Raw genomic sequence first — 22,953 nt, 5'->3', positions numbered from 1 at the left:
ACGCTACACGGCGCGACTCAGCGCCGCGGCGAGATCCTGCGCCGTCGTCACCGGCAGGTCGCACGTCCGTCCGCGGCACACATAGGCGGCATCGCGCCCGCCGATGCGGTCCCGGCCGACCAGCAAATCCGAGCTGTCGACCGGACCGCCGACGACGATGGCACCCCCGGGTGCCAATGCCCGTGCGGCGGTGAGCAGTTCGGAGGCCTCCGGGTCGCAGGCGACGGCGATCTGGATGGGTCCGCGGACCGCGGCCTCGGCCACCGCCAGCCAGTGCCCGCCGGAGCGCGCCGCCTTGGCCAGGATCGGCGTCGCCGCCGCGAGGGACGCCGCCGCAGCCGCCGCATAGCGTTCCGTCCCGGTCAGGTGTGCAGCCAACTGCAACGCCTCGGCGATCGACGACGCTCCCGACGGGGTCGCCCCGTCCAGCGGATCGGCCGGGCGCAGCACCAGTGCCTCGGCGTCGTCGGCGGTGTCGAACCAGCGCCCGTCGGCGCCGGCGAAATGCGCGAGCGCGGTGTCGAGCAATCCGGTCGCCTCCGGCAGCCACGATCCGGTCAGCTGGTGCAAGGTCAGCAGTCCGGTCGCCAGGGTCGCGTAATCCTCCAGGATGCCCGCACTGTCGCCGACGATCCCGCCCAGACTGACCCGGCGCAGCCGGCCGTCCAGCAGATGACGGTCCAGCAGTGTGCGGGCGCATGTCGTTGCGGCGTCACGGTATTCGGGGCGACCGAGCGCCACGGACGCCTCCGCGAGCGCGGTGATGGCCAGCCCGTTCCACGCGGTGACGACCTTCGCGTCGCGTCCCGGCTGGACCCGCCGGGCCCGAGCGGCCAGTAGCGTGTCTCGCACCCGCGCGAACCGATCGGCATCGTCGGGGTCCGCGGGCAGCTGCAGCACCGATGCGCCGTCTTCGAACGTGCCGGCCGCCGTCACGCCGAAAAGCGTTGTGGCCCAATGCCCATCGTCGTCACCGAGGGCCTCGCGCAGCTGGGCCGGCGTCCAGACGTAGGTCAGGCCCTCCACCCCGCCGGAGTCGGCGTCCAGAGACGAGGTGAACATGCCGCCGTCGCGGAGTTCGGCGAGCAGGAACCGGGCGGTCTCGTCGGCGATCTTGTGCGCGAACGGATTTCCGGTGCGCCGCGCCCAGTGCGCGTAGACCCGCAACAACAGCGCGTTGTCGTACAACATCTTCTCGAAATGCGGTACCACCCAGGCATTGTCGACGCTGTACCGGGCGAATCCACCGGCCAACTGGTCGTAGATTCCACCACGGGCCATCGCCTGACAGGCCCGCTCCACCGCGTCCAACCCCGAGCCGGTCCGTTCGTGATGGCGCAGCAGCGCTTCCAGCAGGTTGGCCGGCGGAAACTTGGGCGCCCGGCCGAAGCCGCCGTGCACGGTGTCCTCGTCGCGCAGCGCGGCGGCCACCGCATGGTCACACAGGGCGGGCTCCAATGCCTGACCACCAGGCAGTCCGCCCGCCATCGACCGCAGCTCGTCGGCGATGGCGTCGGAAGCCTGTTCCACCTCGCCGCGGCGCTCGCGCCATGTCTCCTCGACCGCCGAGAGCAGTTGCAGGAAGCCCTCTTTGGGGTAGTAGGTGCCCGCGAAGAACGGTCGCCCGTCCGGGGTGAGGAAGCACGTCATCGGCCAGCCGCCCTGCCCGGTCAGCGCGACGGTCGCGTTCATGTAGACCGCGTCCAGGTCGGGGCGCTCCTCGCGATCGACCTTGATGCAGACGAAATTCTCGTTGACGATGGCTGCCACGTCGTCGGACTCGAAGGACTCGTGCGCCATCACGTGGCACCAATGGCAGGCGGCGTAGCCGATCGACAGCAGGATCGGGACGTCCCGCTCGGCCGCCTCGGCCAGGGCCTCGGGCGTCCACTGCTGCCAGTGCACCGGGTTGTCGGCGTGCTGGCGCAAGTATGGGCTGGTGGCCTGCCCCAGGGTGTTACCCCTGGGATTCACCCTTGGACTCACCTGCCGTGCCTTCGTCGATGGCCTGGTCGGGTTCGGGATGATCCGGATCGAAGGACTCCGGCAGCCGCTTGAGGTGCTTGTTCATCGACCACACCAGCGCGAAGGTGCCGACGAGCAGCAGCACGACGACGACAAGTCCCAGCGGACTGGCCTTGCCGAAGTCGGGTCCGGTGTCGCGGGGCCCGTCCTCGGCCAGCAGGCCGGCGATCAGGATGAGCGTGTCGGTCATGGTGTGATCCCCGCGAACAGGTCGGTTTCGGGCAGCTGCACCGGCACCCGGGACCGAGCGAGCTCGTACTCCTCGGTCGGCCAGAGTCGGTGCTGCCACTCGATGGGCGTGGTGAAGAAGAAGCTGTTCGGGTCGATCTGGGTGGCGTGCGCCCGCAGGGCGTCGTCACGCTGGGTGAAGTACTTGGCGCACTCGACGCTGGTGGTGATCCGGCGGTCCAGGACGTCGAGTTCGGGGTCCCAGTCCTTGAGCCACTTCTCGAACGGACCGACCTCGCCGTTCTTTGCGAACTCGTCCTGGAACAGCTGCATGCGCTTCCGCAGGAAGCCGTGGTTGTAGTAAAGCTTCGACACGCTCCACGGGTCACCCGCATCCGGATGCAGGCGGTAGTCCGCGGCGGCCTCGTAGGCGGCGACGCTGACCTCATGGCAGCGGATGTGATCGGGGTGCGGATAGCCGCCGTGCTCGTCGTAGGTGGTCAGCACGTGGGGCCGGAACTCCCGGATCACCCGCACCAGGCGTTCGACGGGTTCGGCCAGCGGCACCAGCGCGAAGCAACCGTCGGGCAGCGGGGGCAGCGGGTCGCCCTCGGGCAGCCCGGAGTCGACGTAGCCCAGCCAGTGGTGCTCGACGCCGAGGATCTCGGCCGCCTTGGCCATCTCGTCGCGGCGCACCTCGCTGATCCGGCCGTGTACTTCGGGCAGGTCCATCGCCGGGTTCAGGATGTCGCCGCGTTCCCCGCCCGTCAGTGTCACCACCATCACGCGGGCACCTTCGGCCGCATAGCGTGCGGTGGTCGCCGCACCCTTGCTGGATTCATCGTCAGGATGGGCGTGTACCGCCATCAATCGCAGTTCAGTCATCTCGTCTCATTCAACGGTTTCATCCAACAACCGCGGCCGCCGGCCCTTCATGCCCACGGTCCTATAGTTCCAGTCCTAGTAGAAGCAACCGACCGACGGGCAGCCAAAACCTTGACCATCGACCGTCCCGCCGCCCGCTACGGGCGTCAGCGATTGTCCCGCAGTACCCGGCGCCGGGTGGCGATCGGGTTGACCGTACTGATTGTGGTGGCAGGAGTGGCCCTCGCGCTCGTCGCCTTCAACCGGCTCGGCACCGGGGACGTCAAGGGCGAGCTCGGCGGGTATCAGCTGATCGATGACCAGACGGTGTCGGTGACCATCACGGTCACCCGCGCCGATCCGGGGCGACCTGCGGTGTGCATCGTGCGGGCGCGGTCCAAGGACGGCGGTGAGGTGGGCAGGCGTGAGATCCTCGTCCCGCCGTCGACCGAGACATCGGTGCAGGTCACCACCGAACTCAAGACGACCAAACCGCCCGTCGTCGGCGATATTTACGGTTGCGGCACCAACGTGCCCGGCTATTTACGGGCGTCCTAGCGACGCCGCTTTCGGGCCGCTCAAGCGTCGGCACAACCAACGCCGAACAGCGAAATCATGAAAATCCGCTGACCCGACGGTGGTAGACTCGGCCGATACACGGTTCCGGCTGGAGCCGTGTATTGCTGCTTTAGTACGCGATATGCGGCTGCGAAATGCGGCATCAAGCCACAGACCCACGCAGCGCAGCGCACGAAGATACCAACGACAGGAGCGCGAGGATATGACCGATACCCAGGTCACCTGGCTGACCCAAGAAGCTCACGACCGCTTGAAGGTCGAGCTGGACCAGTTGATCGCCAACCGGCCCGTGATCGCCGCCGAGATCAACGACCGCCGCGAAGAGGGCGATCTGCGCGAGAACGGTGGCTACCACGCCGCACGCGAGCAGCAGGGCCAGGAAGAAGCTCGCATCCGCCAGCTGCAGGAACTGCTGAACACCGCCAAGGTCGGCGAAGCCCCCAAGCAGTCCGGTGTCGCGCTGCCCGGCTCCGTGGTGAAGGTCCAGTACGGCGACGACACGAGCGACACCGAGACCTTCCTGATCGCCACCCGCCAGGAGGGTGTCAGCGACGGCAAGCTCGAGGTCTACTCGCCGAAGTCGCCGCTGGGCGAGGCCCTGCTCGACGCGAAGGTCGGCGACACCTGCAGCTTCACCATTCCCAACGGCAACACCGTCACGGTCACTCTGCTCAGCGCTGAGCCGTACCACGCTTGACGGCCGGGTCCTCGGCGGCACGTAGAGTCATCGCCTGATGGCCCAGATCGCCGAGGACCTGTTCCTGCTCCTGCTCGACAATTCTTCGGCCCAACCTGGCCTGGAGCGCCAGCGACGGCAGCGCGTTCTCGGAGCGGCCGTCCTACTGGACCTCGCCTACGCCTGCCGGCTGCGGCCCGCAGTGGACGGCGAACCTCATGCACCGGATCATCTGGTGGCGCTCACCGGCACCACTCCTCTCGATCCGGTGACCGGCCCCGCGTTCGACCTGTTGGCGCGGCGGCCGCTGCGGCCCGCGGCCGCGCTGACCAAACTGCGCAAGCACAGTGAAGGCCACGTGGTGGGCTGGCTGGAACACACCGGCCAGATCCGCCGGGAACAACCGGGCGCGGTCTTGCCGCTGCTGCGTCGCGATCGCGTCGACCCGGCCCGAGCGGCCGTGCTGGCAGCCCTGTTCGACCGGGAGCCTCCCCCGCCGCCGACCGCCGCCATCATCTCGCTGTTGCATTCGGTCGACGGGTTGGGCGCGCTGCTGAGCCTCAACGATCGCGGCTGGCGCTGGGTGCATGCCCGAGCCGGCGAGATCACGCTGGGCAGCTGGATCGACGAACAGCCCACCGGCCTGGCCGAGATCAACCTCGCGGTGACCACCTCGGCCCTGCGGCCGGCGCTGGCCGGCTGAGCCCCGGACTACCCGAGCGCCTGCTCCAGGTCGCCGAGCAGATCGGCCGACTCTTCGATACCGACCGACAGCCGGACCAGGTCGTCGGGTACTTCCAGCTGCGATCCGGCGGTCGACGCATGGGTCATGGCGCCGGGATGCTCGATCAGCGACTCGACGCCGCCCAAAGACTCGGCGAGAATGAAAATCTCGGTGCGCGCACACAATTCGTGGGCCGCCGCGCGTCCGCCCTTGAGCCGGACGGACACCATGCCACCGAATGCGCTCATCTGCTTGGCCGCGACGGCATGCCCGGGATGGCTGTCCAGCCCTGGGTACAGCACGGACGCCACGGCGGGATGCTCGGCCAGGAACTCCGCGACCTTGGCGCCGTTCTCGCTGTGCCGCTGCATCCGCAGCACCAGGGTCTTCAGGCCACGCATGGTCAGGTATGCGTCGAACGGGCCGGGCACCGCACCCGCGCCGTTCTGCAGGAATGCGAACGCTGTGTCCAGTTCCTCGTCACTGGTCAGCAGCGCGCCGCCCACCACATCGGAGTGTCCGCCGATGTACTTGGTGGTCGAGTGCAGCACGATGTCCGCGCCCAGGGTCAGCGGCTGCTGCAGCGCGGGCGAGGCAAAAGTGTTGTCCACCAAGAGCTTTGCGCCGCGCTCACGGGAAATGGTTGCCAGCGCCGCGATATCGGCGATGTTGAGCAGCGGGTTGGTCGGGGTTTCGACCCACACCAGCTTGGTCTGCGGGGTGATCGCCGCGGCGACGGCGTCGACGTCGGACAGCGGAACGGGCGTGTGGGTGACACCCCACTGCGTGAAGACCTTGTCGATCAGCCGGAACGTGCCGCCGTACGCGTCGTCGGGAATGACGACGTGGTCGCCGGGGCGCAGCACCGCACGCAGGGCACAGTCGGTGGCCGCCATTCCGGAACTGAACGCGCGCCCGTAGTCGGCCTCCTCGACGGCGGCCAGCGACGCCTCCAGCGCTGCGCGGGTCGGGTTACCGGTCCGGGCGTACTCGAAGCCACCGCGCAGACCGCCCACCCCGTCCTGGGCGAAGGTCGAGCTGGCGTAGATGGGGGCGTTGACGGCGCCGGTGGCCGGGTCCGGCCGGTACCCGGCGTGGATCGCCCGGGTCGCCAGGCCTTGCCAACGGTGTGCATCTGTCGCCGAACGCTTCTCGCTCATGTCGATCAGGGTAGTGGTCCGGCGAGAAAGCGAAACGGGGGGGACCGACTGCGGTCCACCCCGTTTCGTCCGACTGGTTACGGAGTCAGTGCGGCGATCGGGCCGCCGGTCAACTTGCGGTAGGCGTAGACGGTGACCAGCGACGCCACCGGGTAGGCGACGATGAGGCCGACGAAGCACAGCACCACTCCGAGGATGGTGATGGCGATGGTCGTCAGCCACGTCAGTGCCACCGGGCCGAAATTGGCCTTGGCGATGTTGAAGCTCGTCGTGATGCCTTCGATTCCGGGCACATTGCGATCGAGCACGATCACCGTGGTGAACATCAGCATGATCACCGCGATGATGCCGGGCACGATGCACAGCACGATGCCGATACCGACGATGATGCCGGAGACGACCGACGCGATGATGACGTTGACGACGTTGCGCGGCTTGAAGAACGAACCGATCTCGACCGGTTGCCCGTTGGCGATGTCGAGCATGCCGCCGATGTACGCGGACTGCACCACCGCCGCGACGACCAGCATGACGATGCTGCCGATGATGGAGACGACGATGCCTCCGGCCCCCAACGAGTAGCTCGCGGCGAAGCCGCTGTCATAGTCGCTGTAGGACGAGCTGTCGACGGTGGTGAACAGCCCCGAAATAACCTGGATGAGGCCCTGCAGAACGGCGTACACCACTCCGAAGGCCAGTGTCGGCACCAGAATTGCGGCCGTGTTCTTGCTGAACTTGTTCCACGCCCACGACACCGCTTCGCCGATGTTGAAGCCCTGGGCGGGCCCACCGAAGGCAGGCGCACCCGGGTATCCGGGCGGCGGCGGCGCGTAACCGCCCTGCGGGGGCGGCGGCGGGTAGCCACCTCCCGGCGGGGGCGGGTAATTCCCCTGCGGCGGTGGGTAGTTGCCACCGGCGGGCGGCGGCGGGTAACCACCGGGTGCGGGCGGCGGGTAACCGCCCTGCGGGGGCGGCGGCGGGTAACCACCGGGAGCCGGCGGCGGGTAACCACCCGGCGCGGGCGGCGGATAGCCACCGGCGGGCGGGACGTTCTCCGGCGGCGGATATCCACCGGGCGGCGGGTAGTTGCTGGGCGGAGGTGGTGGCTGAGTCATAACACCCTCTCGTGAGTTGGTCGTTACGGTGAAACGCCGGTCCGCGTAGTGATTCCGCGGACCGGCGCTTGGGTTGAGCCTAGGTCAGAGTGGCAGACAGACGGACTTCACAATCTTGTCCACGAGCGACTGCCGCTTCTGGTCCCACAGCGGGAACAGCACGGCGACGATCCAGACGATGCCGCACGCAACGTTGAACACGAAGTAGATGAGCTCACGGACGAGGGACATCCCAAACCCCAAGGGCTGGCCGGTGTCCTCCCTGACCACCTTGAACTTCATGATGCCCTTGCCGATGCTCGACCCGGTGGTGCCCTGGCGATAGCCCAGGTTCCAGATCACGAAGGCGAGCGCCAGAATCGAGGCGAGACCGACCGAGACCTGCCCCAGCGTCGATGCACCGCTGGCGCAGAAATCACCGAGGTCGTACTCCGAAGTGTCGGTGAGACAGACGGTTTCGCGAGTGCCCAGCAACAGGCCCCAGCCGATACCCATGATGATGTAGACCGGGATGTAATCCAGGATGTAGGCCAGCACGCGCGTCAACCACGGCGTGTACGCCTCCTGCGGCAACCCGCCGCCCGGAGGCGGTCCCCCGAATCCCGCGCCATAACCCGGCCCCACTCCCCCACCGGGCGGCGGAGGCGGCGGGAAGCCACCTTGCGGCGGAGGCGGATATCCGCCGGGCGGCGGTGGCGGCGGCGGATAATTTCCAGGCGGCGGTGGCGGAGGTGTGGTCATGGACGCCTTCCAGGTGAGGAATTAGCTGACTATGAGCGGTGTCACCCTACCTGAGAATTCGCCCGAAATGGCCGCCATGATCATTTCTTCACCGCGTCGACACAATGACCACCGCACGCCAATGATTGGCGTGAGTAGTTGATTTCGCAGATATCCGCCCGTGGGCAGACGCGCGAAAACGCGTAGATCTACCGGCGCAATCCGCCGTCGGACAGCGATCCGAGGAGATCATGGCGGGTCAGCACGCCGATCGGCTTGCCATCTTCGACCACCATCAGCGCGTCGTAATCGCGCAGTGTTTTCGCTGCGGTGCTGAGTAGTTCACCGGATCCGATGAGCGGCAACGGGGCGCCCATATGGTCTGCCACCGCGTCCACCAACTTTGCTCGTCCCTCGAAAACGGCGGACAGCAGCTCCCGTTCGGATACGCTGCCCGCCACCTCGCCCGCCATCACCGGCGGTTCCGCGCCGACGACGGGCATCTGCGAAACCCCGTACTCACGCAGGATGTTGATCGCATCGCGGACCGTCTCGGACGGATGGGTGTGCACCAGGTCGGGCAGCGCGCCCGACTTTCCGCGCAGGATGTCCCCGACCGTGACCTCCTCGACGGAACCGTCCAAGCGGCTGCGCAGGAAGCCGTACGACGACATCCATCCGTCGTTGAAAACCTTTGACAGATAACCGCGCCCACCGTCGGGCAGCAACACCACCACCACGGCTTCCGGGCCCTCGCGCTCGGCCACCCGCAGCGCCGCGACGACGGCCATGCCGCACGAGCCGCCGACGAGCAGCGCCTCTTCGCGGGCCAGCCTGCGCGTCATGTCGAAGGAATCCGCATCGGAGACGGCGATGATCTCGTCGGCCACCTCCGGGTCGTAGGCGCTGGGCCAGAAGTCCTCTCCGACGCCCTCGACGAGGTAGGGGCGCCCGGTTCCGCCCGAGTACACCGAACCTTCCGGGTCGGCGCCGATGACCTTCACCCGGCCGTCGGAGACCTCCTTGAGGTACCGGCCGGTGCCGGTGATGGTGCCGCCGGTGCCCACGCCCGCCACGAAGTGCGTGATCTTGCCGTCGGTGTCGGCCCAGATCTCCGGACCCGTGGTCTCGTAGTGACTGGCCGGCCCGTTCGGGTTGGAGTACTGGTCGGGCTTCCATGCCCCGTCGATCTCCCGGACCAGCCTGTCGGACACGCTGTAGTAGCTGTCCGGGTGGTCCGGCGGCACGGCCGTCGGCGACACCATCACCTCGGCGCCGTACGCGCGCAACACGTTCTGCTTGTCCTCGCTGACCTTGTCCGGGCAGACGAAGATGCATTTGTAGCCGCGCTGCTGCGCCACCAGCGCCAGGCCGACGCCGGTGTTGCCGGAAGTCGGTTCCACGATGGTGCCGCCCGGTTTGAGTGCGCCGCTGGCCTCGGCCGCGTCGATCATCTTCACCGCGATGCGGTCCTTGGAACTGCCGCCCGGATTCAGGTATTCGATCTTGGCGGCGACCAGCCCGGCGCCCTGGGGCACAACCGAGTTCAGCTGAACCAGCGGGGTGTTACCGATGAGGTCACTGATGTGCCTGGCGATGCGCATACGCCCATCGTGTCAGGCCGCGCAATCAGTCACCAAGCGGGAGTCACCAGGTGGCTTCGCGAATGTAGTCGCCGATCTGACGCAGCGAGCGCGTCGCCTCGTTCACGAACGGCGAACACAACTGGAAGACGTGCATTTGGCCAGGCCATACCCGCACCTCGACCGGGACGCCTTCGGCGGCCAGCATGCGCGCCGCCTTTCGCGCATCGTTGAGCAGAACCTCCGAACCCGACACGTGAATGAGGGTTCGGGGCAATCCCGGCTCGATGTGGTCGAGAGGTTCGTAGATCTCTTCGGCGGTCTTGCCTGCCGCCCGGCCGATCAGTTCGACCAGCGCCCCGAACGCATGCGGCGGGAACATCGCGTCGCCTTCGAGGTTCGGATGCTGCTCGCGGCCGGCGTTGTCGATCTCGAACAGCGGCGAGAGCGTCACCATGGCCGCGGGCTCTTCACCCTCGGCCAGCAGGCGCTGCGCGAGCGCCAAAGACAGGTAGCCGCCTGCCGAGTCACCGGCCAGCACGATGTGTTCGGGGGCGTACCCGGTGAGCCGCAGCCACTTGTAGGCGTCGTAACAGTCATCGAGGGCCTGGCCTATCGAATGCTTGGGCAGCATCCGATAGTTCACGACGAACATCGGGCTGTCGGCGAACTTCGACAGGTTCTCCACCAGCCGGCCGTGCGTGTTCACCCCGCAGGCCAGGAATGCGCCGCCGTGCAGGTACAACACGACGCTGCGCTTGCCGTCCGCAGGCAGCACGCCGTCGGCACGGACCAGTTGGGCGGTGCAGTGCGGCAACGCGATGGTGGCCCGGACGGTGCCGGCCGACGGCCGCAGGATTCTGGCGGCGAAGTCGACGATCCCGAACGGCCACGGCAGCGTGGGGGCATGACAGCCGATTGCCAGAACTGGCTTGATGGTCATCCGCACGGCCAACGAGGCCAATCGGCCTGCCACGCTCGGACCATCTTCGACGACCTCGACCGGGGCCCAGTCACTGACCGGGAACCGACGCCCTTGATACGCCCTAGCTGCACTGATGGCAGAACGAGGGGAGCCTGAGACCTTGCTTGGTGCCGTCATCGCCACCACTTCCTACGCCGTTGTAGTGCCCGGTAAGTCTAGTTACTTAGCCAACCGGAGTAACTTAGCTTGACACCGTCAATTAATTCAACAAAACGATCAGCCAATTTGGTACCGCACTCGATACCGCAACGTGACCGTTCGGACAGCTCGGACTCACTGACAACGGCGAATCCGTCCCTAAAATCAATCGTGTGGGTACACCGCGTCGGTCAACCATCGCCCTTGCAGCCGCGGCCACCCTCGCTTCGGGGGGGTCGGCGTATGTGGGAGCGCGGTCACTGCTGACCGGACAAGCAGCCAAAACACGGCAGGTCATCCCGAAGTCCTGGGATGTGCCGCCGCGCGCCGACGGCATCTACTCCCCGGGCGGCGGACCCGTCGAACGCTTTCAGCGCGATGTCCCGTTCGACGTGCACCTGATGGTCTTCGGCGATTCGACCGCCACCGGGTACGGCTGCACCGACGCCGAGGAGGTGCCCGGGGTGCTGATCGCGCGCGGCCTCGCCGCGGAGTCGGGCCGGCGGATCCGGCTGAGCACCAAGGCGATCGTCGGCGCGACGTCGAAGGGACTGTCCGGGCAGATCGACGCCATGTACGTGGCGGGCCCACCGCCGGACGCCGCGGTCATCATGATCGGGGCCAATGACATCACCGCGCTCAACGGCCTGAGCGCGTCGGCGCGCCGACTCGGAGCCGCGGTCCGCAGACTGCGTGGCAGCGGCGCGGTCGTCGTCGTCGGCACCTGCCCGGACTTCGGCGTCATCACCGCCATCCCTCAACCCCTGCGCCTGGTGACCCGCACTCTCGGGCTGCGGCTGGCCCGGATGCAGGCCGCGGCCGTGCACGGCGCGGGTGGCGTCGCCGTGCCCTTCTCGGACCTGCTGGCCCCCGAGTTCTACAAGGCCCCCGAGGTGCTGTTCTCCTCGGACATGTTCCACCCGTCGGCGGCGGGGTACGCGCTGGCCGCCACGCAGCTGCTGCCGGCCCTGGCATGTGAACTGGGCGTGCGCAACGTCGACTCCGACGTCGACGACGCACTCGAGTCGCGCTCCGGCGACGGCACACTGCTCGATCGCCTCGGCAACGTCAGCCGGCTGTGGCGGCGCACCACGGGCGTACCCGCGCCGATCGTCGCTCCCGTCACGGGCTAGGTTCTGGGGTAGCCACCCCGCCAACCTGGGAGCCAGAGGAGCCGTCATGCCCGAAGCCGTCATCGTTGCCACCGCCCGTTCGCCGATCGGCCGCGCCGTCAAGGGATCGCTGGCCACCATGCGTCCCGACGACCTTGCCACCCAGATGGTGCGCGCCGTCCTGGACAAGGTCCCGTCGCTGGACCCCCGCGACATCGACGACCTGATGATGGGCAGCGCGCAGCCCGCCGGTGAAGCCGGCTACAACATCGCGCGTGCCGTCGCCGTCGAGCTGGGCTACGACTTCCTGCCCGGCACCACCGTCAACCGGTACTGCTCGTCGTCGCTGCAGACCACCCGGATGGCGTTCCACGCGATCAAGGCCGGCGAGGGGGACGTGTTCATCTCCGCCGGTGTGGAGACGGTCTCGCGCTTCGGCGTCGGCGCCGCCGACGGCGCGCCGAACTCGAAGAACGCGCTGTTCGACGAGGCTCAGGCCCGCACCGTCACGCAGGCCGAAGGCGATATCACCTGGCATGACCCGCGCGAGGACGGCCTCATCCCGGACGTCTACATCGCCATGGGCCAGACCGCCGAGAACGTCGCCACCTACACCGGCATCAGCCGCGAGGACCAGGACCACTGGGGCGTGCGGTCGCAGAACCGCGCCGAGGAAGCCATCAAGAGCGGCTTCTTCGAGCGGGAGATCTCACCGGTGACGCTGCCCGACGGCACCGTCGTCTCCACCGATGACGGTCCGCGCGCCGGCACCTCCTACGACAAGATCAGCCAGCTGAAGCCGGTCTTCCGGCCCAACGGCACGATCACGGCGGGCAACGCGTGTCCGCTGAACGACGGCGCCGCCGCCGTGGTCATCATGAGTGACACCAAGGCCAAGGAGCTGGGGCTGACCCCGCTGGCACGCATCGTGTCCACCGGCGTCTCGGGCCTGTCGCCGGAGATCATGGGCCTGGGACCGATCGAGGCCATCAGGAAGGCGCTGGCCAAGGCGGGCAAGAAGATCTCCGACATCGACCTGGTCGAGATCAACGAGGCCTTCGCCGTCCAGGTGATCGGCTCGGCACGCGAGCTCGGCATCGACGAGGACAAGCTGAACGTGTCCGGCGGCGCCATCGCGCTGGGCCATCCCTTCGGCATGACCGGCGCCCGGATCACCGCGACCCTGCTGAACAACCTGGCGACCTACGACAAGACCTTCGGCATCGAGTCGATGTGCGTCGGCGGCGGCCAGGGTATGGCGATGGTCGTGGAGCGCCTGTCCTGATTTCAGGCTGAAACACGTTGAGGGCGCGGGCAATTGATTGCCCGCGCCTTCGGCGCTGACAGGGAGAAAAACATGACCACTCTCGGAACACCGCTCTCGCCGAATGCCACCCGCGTGATGCTGCTGGGCTCTGGTGAGCTGGGCCGCGAAGTGCTGATCGCGTTGGCGCGTCTCGGCGTCGAGACCATCGCCGTCGACCGCTATGACAACGCGCCGGGCCAGCAGATCGCGCATCACGCCCGCACCATCTCGATGACCGATCCCGAACAGTTGCGCGCGCTGATCGAAGCCGAGAAGCCCGATCTCGTCGTCCCCGAGATCGAGGCGATCGCCACCCCGGTGCTCGAAGCCCTGGAGGCCGAGGGCACCGTCCGGGTGATCCCGACCGCGCGGGCCGCGCGGCTGACGATGGATCGCGAAGGCATCCGCCGACTGGCCGCCGAAACCTTGGGCCTGCCGACCAGTCCGTACCGGTTCTGCGATTCGTTGGAAGAGTTACGGGCCGCGGTCGGTGAGATCGGCTATCCGTGTGTGGTGAAGCCGGTGATGAGCAGTTCGGGCAAGGGCCAGAGCAAGATCGACGATCCCGACGGTGTCGCGGCAGCCTGGGACTACGCCATGTCCGGCAGCCGGGTGAGTAACACCCGGATCATCGTCGAGGGTTTCGTCGATTTCGACTACGAGATCACGCTTCTGACGGTGCGGGCGCCGGCGGGCACGCAGTTCTGCGAGCCGATCGGGCACAAGCAGGTCAGCGGCGACTACGTGGAGAGCTGGCAACCGCACCCGATGTCGGACGCCGCACTGGCCGCGGCCCAGCAGATCGCACGCGCCGTGACCGAGAATCTGGGTGGGCAGGGCATTTTCGGCGTCGAACTGTTCGTCAAAGGTGATCAGGTGTGGTTCAGCGAGGTCAGCCCGCGCCCGCACGACACCGGCATGGTGACGATGGTGTCCCAGTGGCAGAACGAGTTCGAGCTGCACGCGCGGGCCATCCTGGGCCTGCCCGTCGACACCACGCTGAAATCGCCGGGGGCCAGTGCGGTGATCTACGGCGGGGTGGATGCCGAGGGTGTCGTCTTCGACGGGGTGGACGAGGCATTGCAGGTGCCGCGCACCGATATTCGGCTGTTCGGCAAGCCGGAGAGCTTTCTCACCCGGCGCATGGGTGTGGCGCTGGCCTTCGACGACGACGTCGAGGTCGCCCGGCGCAACGCCGTCGAGGCGGCGAGCCGCGTGACGCCCCACCAGGGGGGGGCSCCCTCGTTCGCAGTTGAACTAGTCGTTGTTGAAGTAACTCAACAGGCGCAGGATCTCCAGGTACAGCCACACCAGGGTGACCGTCAGGCCCAGGGCGATGCCCCATGCGGCCTTCTCCGGAGCACCGGCGCGGATCAGCTGGTCCGCCTGGTCGAAGTCGATCAGGAACATGAACGCCGCCAGGCCGATGCACACCAGCGAGAAGATGATCGCCAGTGGGCCACCGCTGCGGATACCGAAGCCCTCACCGCCGCCGACGCCGAAGAGACCGAGAACCAGGTTCAGCAGCGCGATGGCGAACACACCGAACAGGGCCGCGACCATCATCCGGGTGAACTTGGGCGTCACCCGGATGGCGCCGGTCTTGTAGACCACGAGCATCCCGACGAAGACGCCGACCGTGCCGAAGATGGCCTGCGCGATCATTCCGGGGCCGCCGGTGGATACCAGGTTGGCGAACAGGAAGGACGCCGCGCCGAGGAACAGACCTTCCAGGGCGGCGTAGCTCAGCACGATCGCCGGGTTGTCCTGCTTGCGACCGAACGTCGCGATCATGACCAACACGAAACCGCCGATGCCGCCGATCGCCACGAACGGCATCATCAGGCCGACGTTCTGCGACACGAAGAAGTACGACAGGACGCCTACGACGGTCACGACGGCCAAGGTGATGCCGGTCTTGGTGACGACGTCATCAATGGTCAGCGGCCGCGAGACACCGCGCTGCTGATCCGGGTACTGCGTGATGTACGGCTCTGCATCACGCACCTGCTGCGCACCGAAGCTTGCGGCTCCGGTACCGAATTGCGCGTATCCACCCTGCTGCCCTTTCGGCAGTGAGCGGAATACCGGGTTGCTGCTCTCGCGCACCGTAGGTCCTCTCCTGTGCTGTGGTCCGGAGTTCCCGGACTCACGGTCAACGATCAAGTCCCCGGCCGGGTTCCCGAAACACTGATAACACTCTCAGGAAACGTCCAGGATTGATCTTGTCCAAACCCTACCCGTCGCCCGACCCCGTGGGGCGACGAACTAGATTGCAACTGTGACCGAAAGCAAGGACATCCTAGTAAGTGTCCGCAATGGTGTCGGCATCCTCACCCTGAACCGGCCCAAGGCGATCAACTCGCTCAACGACGTGATGGTCGCCGGCATGCAGGCCGCCCTGACCGACTGGGAACGCGACGACGACATCAAGGCCGTCCTGCTCACCGGTGCCGGCGAACGCGGCCTGTGCGCCGGTGGCGATGTGGTCGCGCTGTATCACTCCGCCTTGGCCGACGGCGCCTACGCCAGGCAGTTCTGGTGGGACGAGTACCTGCTCAACGCTCACATCGGTCGCTACCCCAAACCGTATGTCGCCCTGATGGACGGCATCGTGATGGGTGGCGGCGTCGGTGTCGCCGCACACGGCAACATCCGGGTCGTCACCGAGAAGACGAAGATGGGCATGCCCGAGGTCGGCATCGGCTTCATCCCGGACGTGGGCGGCACCTACCTGCTCGCCCGAACCCCGGGCCTGCTCGGCCTGCACGCCGCACTGACCGGCGCACCGTTCACCGGCGCGGACGCCATCGCGCTGGGTTTCGCCGACCACTTCGTCCCGCACGAGCGACTCACGGACTTCGCCGAGGCCGTCATCACCGAGGGACATGAGGCCGCGCTGGCCACCTACGTCCAGGAGCCGCCGTCCAGCGACCTTCTCGCACAACGCGATTGGATCGACACCTGCTACGCGGGCGATACCGTCACCGACATCCTCGACGACCTGCGCGGCCATGACGACCCCGCCGCCAGGGGCGCAGCCGACCTGATCGCCACCCGCTCCCCCATCGCGCTGGCCGTGACACTCACCGCCGTCCGGCGCGCCGCCCACCTGAAGAGCCTGGAAGAGGTTCTGCAGCAAGAATTCCGGGTGTCGGCGGCCTCGGCGAAGTCACATGATTTCGTCGAAGGTATCCGCGCCCAGTTGGTGGACAAGGACCGCAACCCCCAGTGGTCGCCCGCCTCGCTCGCCCTGTGCGACGATGCGGCCATCGATGCGTATTTCGCTTCTGCCGAGCCCGACCTGACCTTCTAAGGAGCAGCATGACAACGGAGAACTACGAGACCATCCTGGTGACCCGCGACGGCCGGGTCGGCACCATCACCCTGAACCGGCCCAAGGCGCTCAACGCGCTCAACAGCCAGGTGATGCACGAAGTCACCACGGCCGCAGCCGAATTCGATGCCGATGCCGGCATCGGCGCCATCATCCTGACCGGTAGCGAAAAGGCTTTCGCCGCGGGCGCCGACATCAAGGAGATGGCCGACCTGTCCTTCGCCGACGTCTACTCGTCGGATTTCTTCGCGCTGTGGGGCAAGTTCGCCGCCACCCGCACCCCTACCATCGCCGCGGTCGCCGGCTACGCGCTGGGCGGCGGCTGTGAGCTGGCCATGATGTGTGACCTGCTGATCGCCGCCGACACCGCCAAATTCGGCCAGCCGGAAATCAAGCTGGGCGTGCTGCCCGGCATGGGCGGCAGCCAGCGACTGACCCGGGCCATCGGCAAGGCCAAGGCCATGGACCTCATCCTCACCGGCCGCACCATCGATGCCGCCGAAGCCGAGCGCAGCGGACTGGTCTCCCGCGTGGTCGCCGCCGACAGCCTGCTCGACGAGGCCAACGCCACCGCCGCCACCATCGCGGGCATGTCGCTGTCCGCGGCGCGGATGGCCAAGGAAGCGGTCAACCGGGCCTTTGAGTCCACGCTGACCGAAGGATTGCTCTACGAGCGCCGGTTGTTCCACTCGGCCTTCGCCACCGACGACCAGACCGAGGGCATGAGCGCGTTCACGGAGAAGCGCACACCGAACTTCACCCATCGCTAAAGTCCAGGGGTGACTGTCGAGACCACTGCAGCCGCCCCGGTAGCCGACCCGCCGTCCGCCAAGAGTGCGTGGTGGGCGCGGCATTACACGTTCTTCGGCACCGCGTTCGGATTGCTGTTCATCTGGTTGTCGATGACGCCGTCCTTGCTGCCGCGGGGCCCGCTGTTCCAGGGACTGGTCAGCGGCGCCGCAGGCGCGATCGGCTATCTGCTCGGTGTTTTCGGGGTGTGGCTGGTCCGGTTCATGCGCTCGAAAGAGACGAGCCCCGCCGCCCCGAAGCGAGCCTGGTTCGTGCTCGTCGTGGTGGGCGTGCTCGGCCAGATCGGCGCGATCGTCTGGTTCCACATGTGGCAGGACGACGTCCGCGACCTGATGGGCGTCCCGCGTCTGACGTTCTGGGATCACCCGCTGACCGCATTGCTGTCCGTCGTCTTCCTGTTCGCGTTCGTCGAAATCGGCCAGCTGGTAGGCAAACTGGTGCGCTTCCTGGTGCGCCAACTGGAGCGGTTCGCGCCGCCCCGGGTGTCCGCGGTGGTCGCCGTCGCGCTGTTGCTGGCCTTGACCATCGCGCTGCTCAACGGTGTGGTTGCGCGCGTCGCGATGTCAACCATCAACAACACGTTCGAATCCGTCAACGACGAAGCCGATCCCGACAATCCGGCTCCCACAACGCCTCTGCGCTCGGGTGGCCCACAGTCGCTGGTCAGCTGGGAGTCGATGGGTCATCAGGGCCGAATCTTCCTGTCCGGCGGCCCGTCGGTCGAGGATCTCTCGAAGTTCAACGGCGCCAAGGCCACCGAGCCGATCCGGGCCTACGCCGGGCTGAATTCGGCCGACGGCATCAAGGCGATCGCCCGGCTGGCCGCCCAGGAACTCAAGCGCACCGGCGGTCTGGACCGCAAGGTCATCGCGGTGGCCACCACCACCGGAACGGGCTGGATCAACGAGGCCGAGGCGTCGGCGCTGGAGTACATGTACAACGGCGACACCGCAATCGTGTCGATGCAGTATTCGTTCCTACCCAGCTGGATCTCGTTCCTGGTGGACAAGGAGAACGCCCGTCAGGCCGGCCAGGCGCTGTTCGAAGAGGTCGACGAGTTGGTGCGCGAACTCCCCGAGGGCAAGCGGCCCAAACTGGTGGTGTTCGGCGAGAGCCTGGGCTCCTTCGGCGGTGAGGCCCCGTTCCTGTCGCTGAACAATCTGGTGGCCCGCACCGACGGTGCGCTGTTCTCCGGTCCCACGTTCAACAACACCATCTGGACCGACCTCACCATCAACCGCGACGAGGGGTCACCGGAATGGTTGCCCATCTACGACAAGGGCGCCTACGCGCGTTTCGCCGCCCGCCCGGACAACCTGAACCGGCCCGCCGACCCGTGGGAGCGTCCGCGCGCGGTGTACCTGCAGCACGCATCCGATCCGATCGCGTGGTGGAACCCGGATCTGCTGTTCGCCAAACCCGATTGGCTCAAAGAGCCACGCGGCTATGACGTCTCGCCCCGGATGGAATGGATTCCGGTGGTGACCTTCCTCCAGGTCTCGGCCGACATGGCGGTCGCGGTCGACGTGCCGGACGGCCACGGTCACGTCTATGTGCGCGACGTCGCCAACGCGTGGGCGGCCGTGCTGCAGCCGCCGGGCTGGACACCGGCCAAGACCGAACAGCTCAGGCCGCTGCTCCGATCAGACGAGTGAGGCCGCCTTGAGCGCGTGATAACCGCCGACCACGTCGGTGGCCCGGTGCAGCCCGAGATCCTGTAGGGCGGCGGCGGCCAGGCTGGAGGTGTAGCCCTCCGAACACAGCACCACCCACTCGACGTCGTCGTCTTTCGCCTGCGGCAGTCGAGCGTCGCTGGTCGGGTCGGCGCGCCATTCCAGGACATTGCGCTCGATCAGCAGCGCGCCGTCCACCTCGCCCTCGGCCGCGCGTTGGGCGGCGGGGCGGATGTCCACCAGCAGGGCGCCACGCTCCAGAGCCGCGGGCACCTCGCCGGCCTCCAGTCGCCGCAGCCGCGACCGGGCGGCGGCCAATACGTCGTCGATCCGGCTCATGGTCATCCCTCGGGTGCGTCGGTCAGTTCGGTGCGGTTGCGCCGCAGCGTCTGTTTGTCGGTGACCTCGTAGTAGGACATCGCGGTCAGCGGTGGTGAGTACGCGTGCACGCTCAGCGTGACCGGCGCCCCAGCCGATCCCCCGGTCGCTACGCTCCTGCACACCGGACTGGGCGCCCACACCACATCGTGCACCCAACCCAACGGAAATCCGGCCTGGTCCCCGGCACGCAGCCGGCGGCGCTTCAGTGCCTGGCCGTCCCATCGGGTCTCGGTCAGCGCACCCGACACGACGGTCAGTGCGCCGAGTGAGCCGCCGTGGTCGTGCAGTTCGGTGGACCGGTCCGGCACCCAGCTGATCAACCAGATGTCGAGTTCGTCGTCGCCGTAGAGGCGGCTGTACCAGCGCTCGTCGGTCGGCGCACCGCCGGCGGGCAGCAGCCGGTCATAGCGGCCGGAGAGCACGTCATCGGCGCAGCGGTCGGTCGCGTTCAGCAGATCCGGTAGGCGCAGCCGGGTGGGCGCGGAGACGGCGGGCGGTGCGATGAGTGCGGAGGCGGCAGTCATTCGTAACTCCAGAAAAGGGGACGGTTGGCGGGGGCGTCATCGAACGCGACAACAGCCCTTCACTCCGGTCCCCTCCGTCACGCCGGCGAGTGTTGCATAGATTGGATGGCATGCGCAGCTACCCGATCCTGCTGTCCGTGGCCGCGATCGCCGTCCTGGCCGGGTGTTCCTCGCACACCGACGCCCCGGCCGCGTCGAGTGCGACCACCGCCAGTTCGATCTCGGAGCCGCCGCCGCTGCCTCAGGAAGCGCCCCTGCACGCGGGGGCTGTCGCCGTCTCACCCGGCGGCGTCACCACCGCCGTCGACGTCCCGTCCGACGCGACGGAATCCCAGTACGGGCAGGCCTGCCACGCCGCCAAGCTGTGGCTCGACGAGCAGCACGCCCAACCGGTGACGCTCGTCGAGGACTACCTCAAGACCTTGCAGGCGCCCGAGGCCAACGGCCCGGGCAGCTTCAACACCCCGTGGGCTCAGCTGACCCCGGCGCAGCAGGCCGGCGTCATCATGGCGGCGAACGCCGCGGCCAACGGCGAGTGCAGCTGAGGTTCGAATCAGGGCGAGCCCAAGTGCCGATCTGCGATCCATTCCCGGCCCCGCGCGACAGCCATGTCGAGGGCCCCGAACACCCGGTCGGTGGCGGGCACGATGCCGTCCTGACCGATCTCGTCGGTGATCCCCCCGCGTTCCAGGACCCGCTGCACCGCCGGGGTGACGCCGGCGATGATCAGCCGGCCGTGATGTGACTCCAGTTCGGCGGCCCAGCGCCGCAGCGCCTTGATCGCCACCGAGGACGGCACGTCGGGCAGGGCCCGCATGCTCAGGACCACCACGGCGTTGTTCGACCCGTCGGCGCGTGGCCACTCCTCGTCGATGCGGGCGACCTCCGCGAACAATCCCACCCCCGCGTAGTGCAGGACGGTGACCTCGTCACTCGCGCAGCGCTCCGGCACCGGGCAGGACCGCCAGCCGCCGTCACCGGTCGGCTCCAGCGCCATCAACTGGGCTGCCTTGGCCGCCTGCGCGCAGTACAGCACCAGTGAGGTGATGACACCGATCAGGATCGCGGTGTGCAGCGGCAGTTCGGTGGTCGCGGCGAAGGTGATGAGCATGGCCACCGCCGACATCGGCGCCACCCGAAACACCAGTTTGATGTCGGGCAGCCGGCCGACGATCAGTTCGGCGCCGATCACCAGGATCAGCCCGCCGATCACCGGCATCGGGATGATCTCGGCCGTCGAGCCGGCGACCAGTACCAGCAGCGCCAGCCAGATCCCGGCGAAGATGCCGGCCCAGCGGGTCTGGGCGCCGGCCGAGGTGGCGACCCCGGTGCGGGACAGCGAACCGCCCGCGGGCAGCGCACCGAAGAACCCGCCCGCGACGTTCGCCGCGCCCTGGGCAAGGAAATCGCCGTTCATGTTGGTTCGGCTGCCGTCCGGGTTGGGCACCGCGGCCGAGATGCCCGCAGCCTGGGCCAGCGCGACCAGGGCCACCGCCACGCCACCGACCAGCAGCTCCGGCATGGCCGCGAAGTTCGGCAGGGTCAGCGGCGGAAGCGAATTCGTGATGGACGCAATGTCACCCACGGTTTCGACGTCGATGTGCGCGATGGCGACGACGGCGGTGACCACGACCAGGGCCAGCAGCGTCGCGAAGGACTCCAGCGGTTTGATGAAATGAAACACCGCCCATACCGCGACGGTCGCCACCGCCACCGCGACGGCGTGCGGATGCCACAGCCCGATATGGGCCAGGGAGTCGATGAACTTGCCAATGGTGTTGCCGCTCTGAGGTTTATAGCCGGTCGCGTCACCGAGCACGCCGGCGACGATCTGCAGGGCGATGCCGGTGGAGAAACCCGTCATGACGGCGTTGGAGACGAAGCTCATGATCGAGCCGAACTTCAGCAGCCCGAAGACGAGCATCACGATGCCCACGACGATCGCGAGCGCGGCGACGTTGGCCGGGTCGCTCGGGTCCAGCCCGGCATCCTTGAGGACGCTGCGCGAGGACAGCGCGATGGCACTGGTCAAGGTGGTCACCATCAGCACGGTGCGGGCGAACAGCGACCCGATGATGCCGGGAAGCACGCCCGCGTACAGGCCGGCGACCGGGTTGAATCCGCCGATGCTGGCGTAGGCCATTCCCTCCGGGATGGAGAACAGGCCGGTCACCAGGCCGGCCAACGCGTCGCGGGAGGTCGGGCGGCCCAATTTGAGTGCCATGATCGACAACCCTGCCACCTTGTCCGCGCCGCTGCCGCGAACTGTCGAGATACGGCAGGATGGCGGTGTGGACTTTCGCAATCGCACCGCATTGATCACCGGCGCCAGCGGCGGAATCGGCGAGGAATTCGCCCGTCAACTGGCCGGCCTCGGCGCCAACCTGATTCTCGTCGCGCGCCGCGCCGACAAGCTGGCGGAGCTGCGCACCACCCTGCTCATGAGCACGCCGGGTATCGAGATCGACGTCCTCGCCGCAGACCTGTCGCTGCCGGGCTCCGGCGCGCAGCTGGCCGCCCAGATCGGTGACCTGGGCAGGCAGGTGGACGTCCTGATCAACAACGCCGGTGTCGGCTCGCACGGCGACTTCGTCGACCTGGATCCCGAGGCGCTGGCCGCACAGATCCAGCTGAACTGCGGTTCGCTGGTCGACCTGACGGCCCGCTTCCTGCCGGCGATGGTCAAGGCACGCAAGGGTTTGGTGATCAACGTCGCCTCGACCGCGGCGTTCCAGCCGACCCCGACCATGGCCGTGTACGGCGCCACCAAGGCGTTCGTGCTGTCGTTCACCGAGGCACTGTGGCAGGAGACCAAGGGCACCGGGGTCCGCGTGCTCACGCTGTGCCCGGGCGCCACCGAGACCGAGTTCTTCGCCCGTACCGGCAAACAGTTCATGACCCGCGGCCGCCAGACCTCCCGACAGGTGGTGGATACGGCGCTGGCGTTCGTCGACAAGTCCGGGCCCACCGTCGTCTCCGGCCTCGTCAACACGGTGCTGGCGGTATCCACCCGGCTGTTGCCGAGCCGCGTGCTGGCCCCGGTGTCGCAGCTCATCATGAAGGAGTCCTGACC

The 22,953-nt window shown here is 67.7% G+C and carries 22 protein-coding genes and 1 pseudogene; 11 read left to right on the top strand and 12 right to left on the bottom strand.

What is annotated here, in order from left to right:
• Nucleotides 1–3: 3 nt before the first annotated feature.
• From AC1DY7_RS30065 to mca, 3 genes are read right to left on the bottom strand one after another with little or no spacing between them, the layout of a single operon-like run.
• Nucleotides 4–1,974 carry a thioredoxin domain-containing protein gene (locus AC1DY7_RS30065; RefSeq protein ID WP_477497409.1) on the bottom strand — a complete coding sequence of 657 codons (1,971 nt, stop codon included), beginning with the start codon at nucleotides 1,972–1,974 and terminating at the stop codon, nucleotides 4–6.
• Nucleotides 1,958–2,215 carry a hypothetical protein gene (locus tag AC1DY7_RS30060; RefSeq protein ID WP_477497408.1) on the bottom strand — a complete coding sequence of 86 codons (258 nt, stop codon included), beginning with the start codon at nucleotides 2,213–2,215 and terminating at the stop codon, nucleotides 1,958–1,960. The genes AC1DY7_RS30065 and AC1DY7_RS30060 overlap by 17 nt, the downstream gene beginning before the upstream one ends.
• Nucleotides 2,212–3,078 carry a mycothiol conjugate amidase Mca gene (gene mca / locus AC1DY7_RS30055; RefSeq protein WP_477497407.1) on the bottom strand — a complete coding sequence of 289 codons (867 nt, stop codon included), beginning with the start codon at nucleotides 3,076–3,078 and terminating at the stop codon, nucleotides 2,212–2,214. Before mca ends, AC1DY7_RS30060 begins: the two co-directional genes overlap by 4 nt.
• Nucleotides 3,079–3,189: 111 nt before the next feature.
• On the opposite strand from mca, the gene AC1DY7_RS30050 reads away from it, so the two are divergent.
• The 3 genes from AC1DY7_RS30050 (at nucleotide 3,190) to AC1DY7_RS30040 (ending at nucleotide 5,015) form a co-directional block, all read left to right on the top strand.
• On the top strand, nucleotides 3,190–3,615 hold the full coding sequence (locus AC1DY7_RS30050) for a DUF4307 domain-containing protein (RefSeq protein WP_477497406.1): 426 nt from the start codon (nucleotides 3,190–3,192) through the stop codon (nucleotides 3,613–3,615).
• A gap of 223 nt (nucleotides 3,616–3,838) precedes the next feature.
• Entirely contained in the window at nucleotides 3,839–4,333 is a 495-nt protein-coding gene (greA, locus tag AC1DY7_RS30045) for a transcription elongation factor GreA (RefSeq protein ID WP_477497405.1), read from the top strand.
• 37 nt (nucleotides 4,334–4,370) lie between these two features.
• Nucleotides 4,371–5,015, top strand: a complete 645-nt coding sequence (locus AC1DY7_RS30040) for a GOLPH3/VPS74 family protein (RefSeq protein WP_477497404.1) — start codon at nucleotides 4,371–4,373, stop codon at nucleotides 5,013–5,015.
• 8 nt (nucleotides 5,016–5,023) lie between these two features.
• On the opposite strand, the gene AC1DY7_RS30035 is transcribed toward AC1DY7_RS30040, so the two are convergent.
• The 5 genes from AC1DY7_RS30035 to AC1DY7_RS30015 form a co-directional block, all read right to left on the bottom strand.
• Nucleotides 5,024–6,196 (bottom strand): cystathionine gamma-synthase, encoded by a 1,173-nt coding sequence (locus AC1DY7_RS30035; protein WP_477497403.1) that lies wholly within the window; start codon nucleotides 6,194–6,196, stop codon nucleotides 5,024–5,026.
• A 77-nt stretch (nucleotides 6,197–6,273) separates the two neighbouring features.
• Nucleotides 6,274–7,311 (bottom strand): hypothetical protein, encoded by a 1,038-nt coding sequence (locus AC1DY7_RS30030; protein ID WP_477497402.1) that lies wholly within the window; start codon nucleotides 7,309–7,311, stop codon nucleotides 6,274–6,276.
• Nucleotides 7,312–7,395: 84 nt separating this feature from the next.
• A complete protein-coding gene (locus tag AC1DY7_RS30025) occupies nucleotides 7,396–8,052 on the bottom strand; it encodes an RDD family protein (protein ID WP_477497401.1) in 657 nt (218 codons plus the stop codon).
• A gap of 188 nt (nucleotides 8,053–8,240) precedes the next feature.
• The gene (locus AC1DY7_RS30020) at nucleotides 8,241–9,635 is read right to left on the bottom strand and encodes a cystathionine beta-synthase (protein WP_477497400.1); all 1,395 of its coding nucleotides are present in this window, start codon (nucleotides 9,633–9,635) and stop codon (nucleotides 8,241–8,243) included.
• A 43-nt stretch (nucleotides 9,636–9,678) separates the two neighbouring features.
• Nucleotides 9,679–10,716, bottom strand: coding sequence for an alpha/beta hydrolase fold domain-containing protein (locus AC1DY7_RS30015; RefSeq protein WP_477497399.1), 1,038 nt, complete (start codon nucleotides 10,714–10,716; stop codon nucleotides 9,679–9,681).
• A 194-nt stretch (nucleotides 10,717–10,910) separates the two neighbouring features.
• Between AC1DY7_RS30015 and AC1DY7_RS30010 the strand changes: the two genes are divergently transcribed.
• From AC1DY7_RS30010 to purT, 3 genes and pseudogenes are all read left to right on the top strand, one after another.
• Nucleotides 10,911–11,870: an SGNH/GDSL hydrolase family protein gene (locus AC1DY7_RS30010; RefSeq protein WP_477497398.1), complete on the top strand. Its 960-nt coding sequence runs from the start codon at nucleotides 10,911–10,913 to the stop codon at nucleotides 11,868–11,870.
• Nucleotides 11,871–11,916: 46 nt separating this feature from the next.
• Nucleotides 11,917–13,134, top strand: a complete 1,218-nt coding sequence (locus AC1DY7_RS30005; RefSeq protein WP_477497397.1) for an acetyl-CoA C-acetyltransferase — start codon at nucleotides 11,917–11,919, stop codon at nucleotides 13,132–13,134.
• Nucleotides 13,135–13,206: 72 nt separating this feature from the next.
• Nucleotides 13,207–14,373, top strand: a pseudogene (purT, locus tag AC1DY7_RS30000) (formate-dependent phosphoribosylglycinamide formyltransferase); the annotation flags it as partial.
• A 39-nt stretch (nucleotides 14,374–14,412) separates the two neighbouring features.
• Here the strand turns inward: purT and AC1DY7_RS29995 are convergent.
• A complete protein-coding gene (locus AC1DY7_RS29995; RefSeq protein WP_477497453.1) occupies nucleotides 14,413–15,264 on the bottom strand; it encodes a Bax inhibitor-1/YccA family protein in 852 nt (283 codons plus the stop codon).
• Between the two features lie 172 nt (nucleotides 15,265–15,436).
• Between AC1DY7_RS29995 and AC1DY7_RS29990 the strand changes: the two genes are divergently transcribed.
• From AC1DY7_RS29990 to AC1DY7_RS29980, 3 genes are read left to right on the top strand one after another with little or no spacing between them, the layout of a single operon-like run.
• Complete coding sequence (locus tag AC1DY7_RS29990) at nucleotides 15,437–16,471, top strand: enoyl-CoA hydratase/isomerase family protein (RefSeq protein ID WP_477497396.1); 1,035 nt, start codon at nucleotides 15,437–15,439, stop codon at nucleotides 16,469–16,471.
• Between the two features lie 8 nt (nucleotides 16,472–16,479).
• Nucleotides 16,480–17,262, top strand: a complete 783-nt coding sequence (locus AC1DY7_RS29985; RefSeq protein ID WP_477497395.1) for an enoyl-CoA hydratase — start codon at nucleotides 16,480–16,482, stop codon at nucleotides 17,260–17,262.
• A 9-nt stretch (nucleotides 17,263–17,271) separates the two neighbouring features.
• On the top strand, nucleotides 17,272–18,957 hold the full coding sequence (locus AC1DY7_RS29980; RefSeq protein WP_477497394.1) for an alpha/beta hydrolase: 1,686 nt from the start codon (nucleotides 17,272–17,274) through the stop codon (nucleotides 18,955–18,957).
• On the opposite strand, the gene AC1DY7_RS29975 is transcribed toward AC1DY7_RS29980, so the two are convergent.
• Together AC1DY7_RS29975 and AC1DY7_RS29970 are read right to left on the bottom strand one after the other, a co-directional pair.
• Entirely contained in the window at nucleotides 18,946–19,314 is a 369-nt protein-coding gene (locus tag AC1DY7_RS29975; RefSeq protein WP_477497393.1) for a rhodanese-like domain-containing protein, read from the bottom strand. The two genes, AC1DY7_RS29980 and AC1DY7_RS29975, sit on opposite strands and share 12 nt — an antisense overlap.
• A 2-nt stretch (nucleotides 19,315–19,316) precedes the next feature.
• Nucleotides 19,317–19,880 (bottom strand): cysteine dioxygenase, encoded by a 564-nt coding sequence (locus AC1DY7_RS29970; protein ID WP_477497392.1) that lies wholly within the window; start codon nucleotides 19,878–19,880, stop codon nucleotides 19,317–19,319.
• Nucleotides 19,881–19,990: 110 nt separating this feature from the next.
• Here AC1DY7_RS29970 and AC1DY7_RS29965 point away from each other — a divergent pair, with 110 nt between their 5' ends.
• Entirely contained in the window at nucleotides 19,991–20,425 is a 435-nt protein-coding gene (locus tag AC1DY7_RS29965) for a lipoprotein LpqV (RefSeq protein WP_477497391.1), read from the top strand.
• A gap of 8 nt (nucleotides 20,426–20,433) precedes the next feature.
• On the opposite strand, the gene AC1DY7_RS29960 is transcribed toward AC1DY7_RS29965, so the two are convergent.
• On the bottom strand, nucleotides 20,434–22,104 hold the full coding sequence (locus AC1DY7_RS29960; RefSeq protein WP_477497390.1) for a SulP family inorganic anion transporter: 1,671 nt from the start codon (nucleotides 22,102–22,104) through the stop codon (nucleotides 20,434–20,436).
• Between the two features lie 67 nt (nucleotides 22,105–22,171).
• On the opposite strand from AC1DY7_RS29960, the gene AC1DY7_RS29955 reads away from it, so the two are divergent.
• Nucleotides 22,172–22,951, top strand: coding sequence for an SDR family NAD(P)-dependent oxidoreductase (locus AC1DY7_RS29955; RefSeq protein WP_477497452.1), 780 nt, complete (start codon nucleotides 22,172–22,174; stop codon nucleotides 22,949–22,951).
• Nucleotides 22,952–22,953 lie beyond the last annotated feature (2 nt).

The organism is Mycobacterium sp. P2_H7 (genome assembly GCF_056403275.1).
The sequence above is the reverse complement of the archived record's forward strand: the minus strand, read 5'-3'. Positions and strand labels throughout refer to the sequence as shown.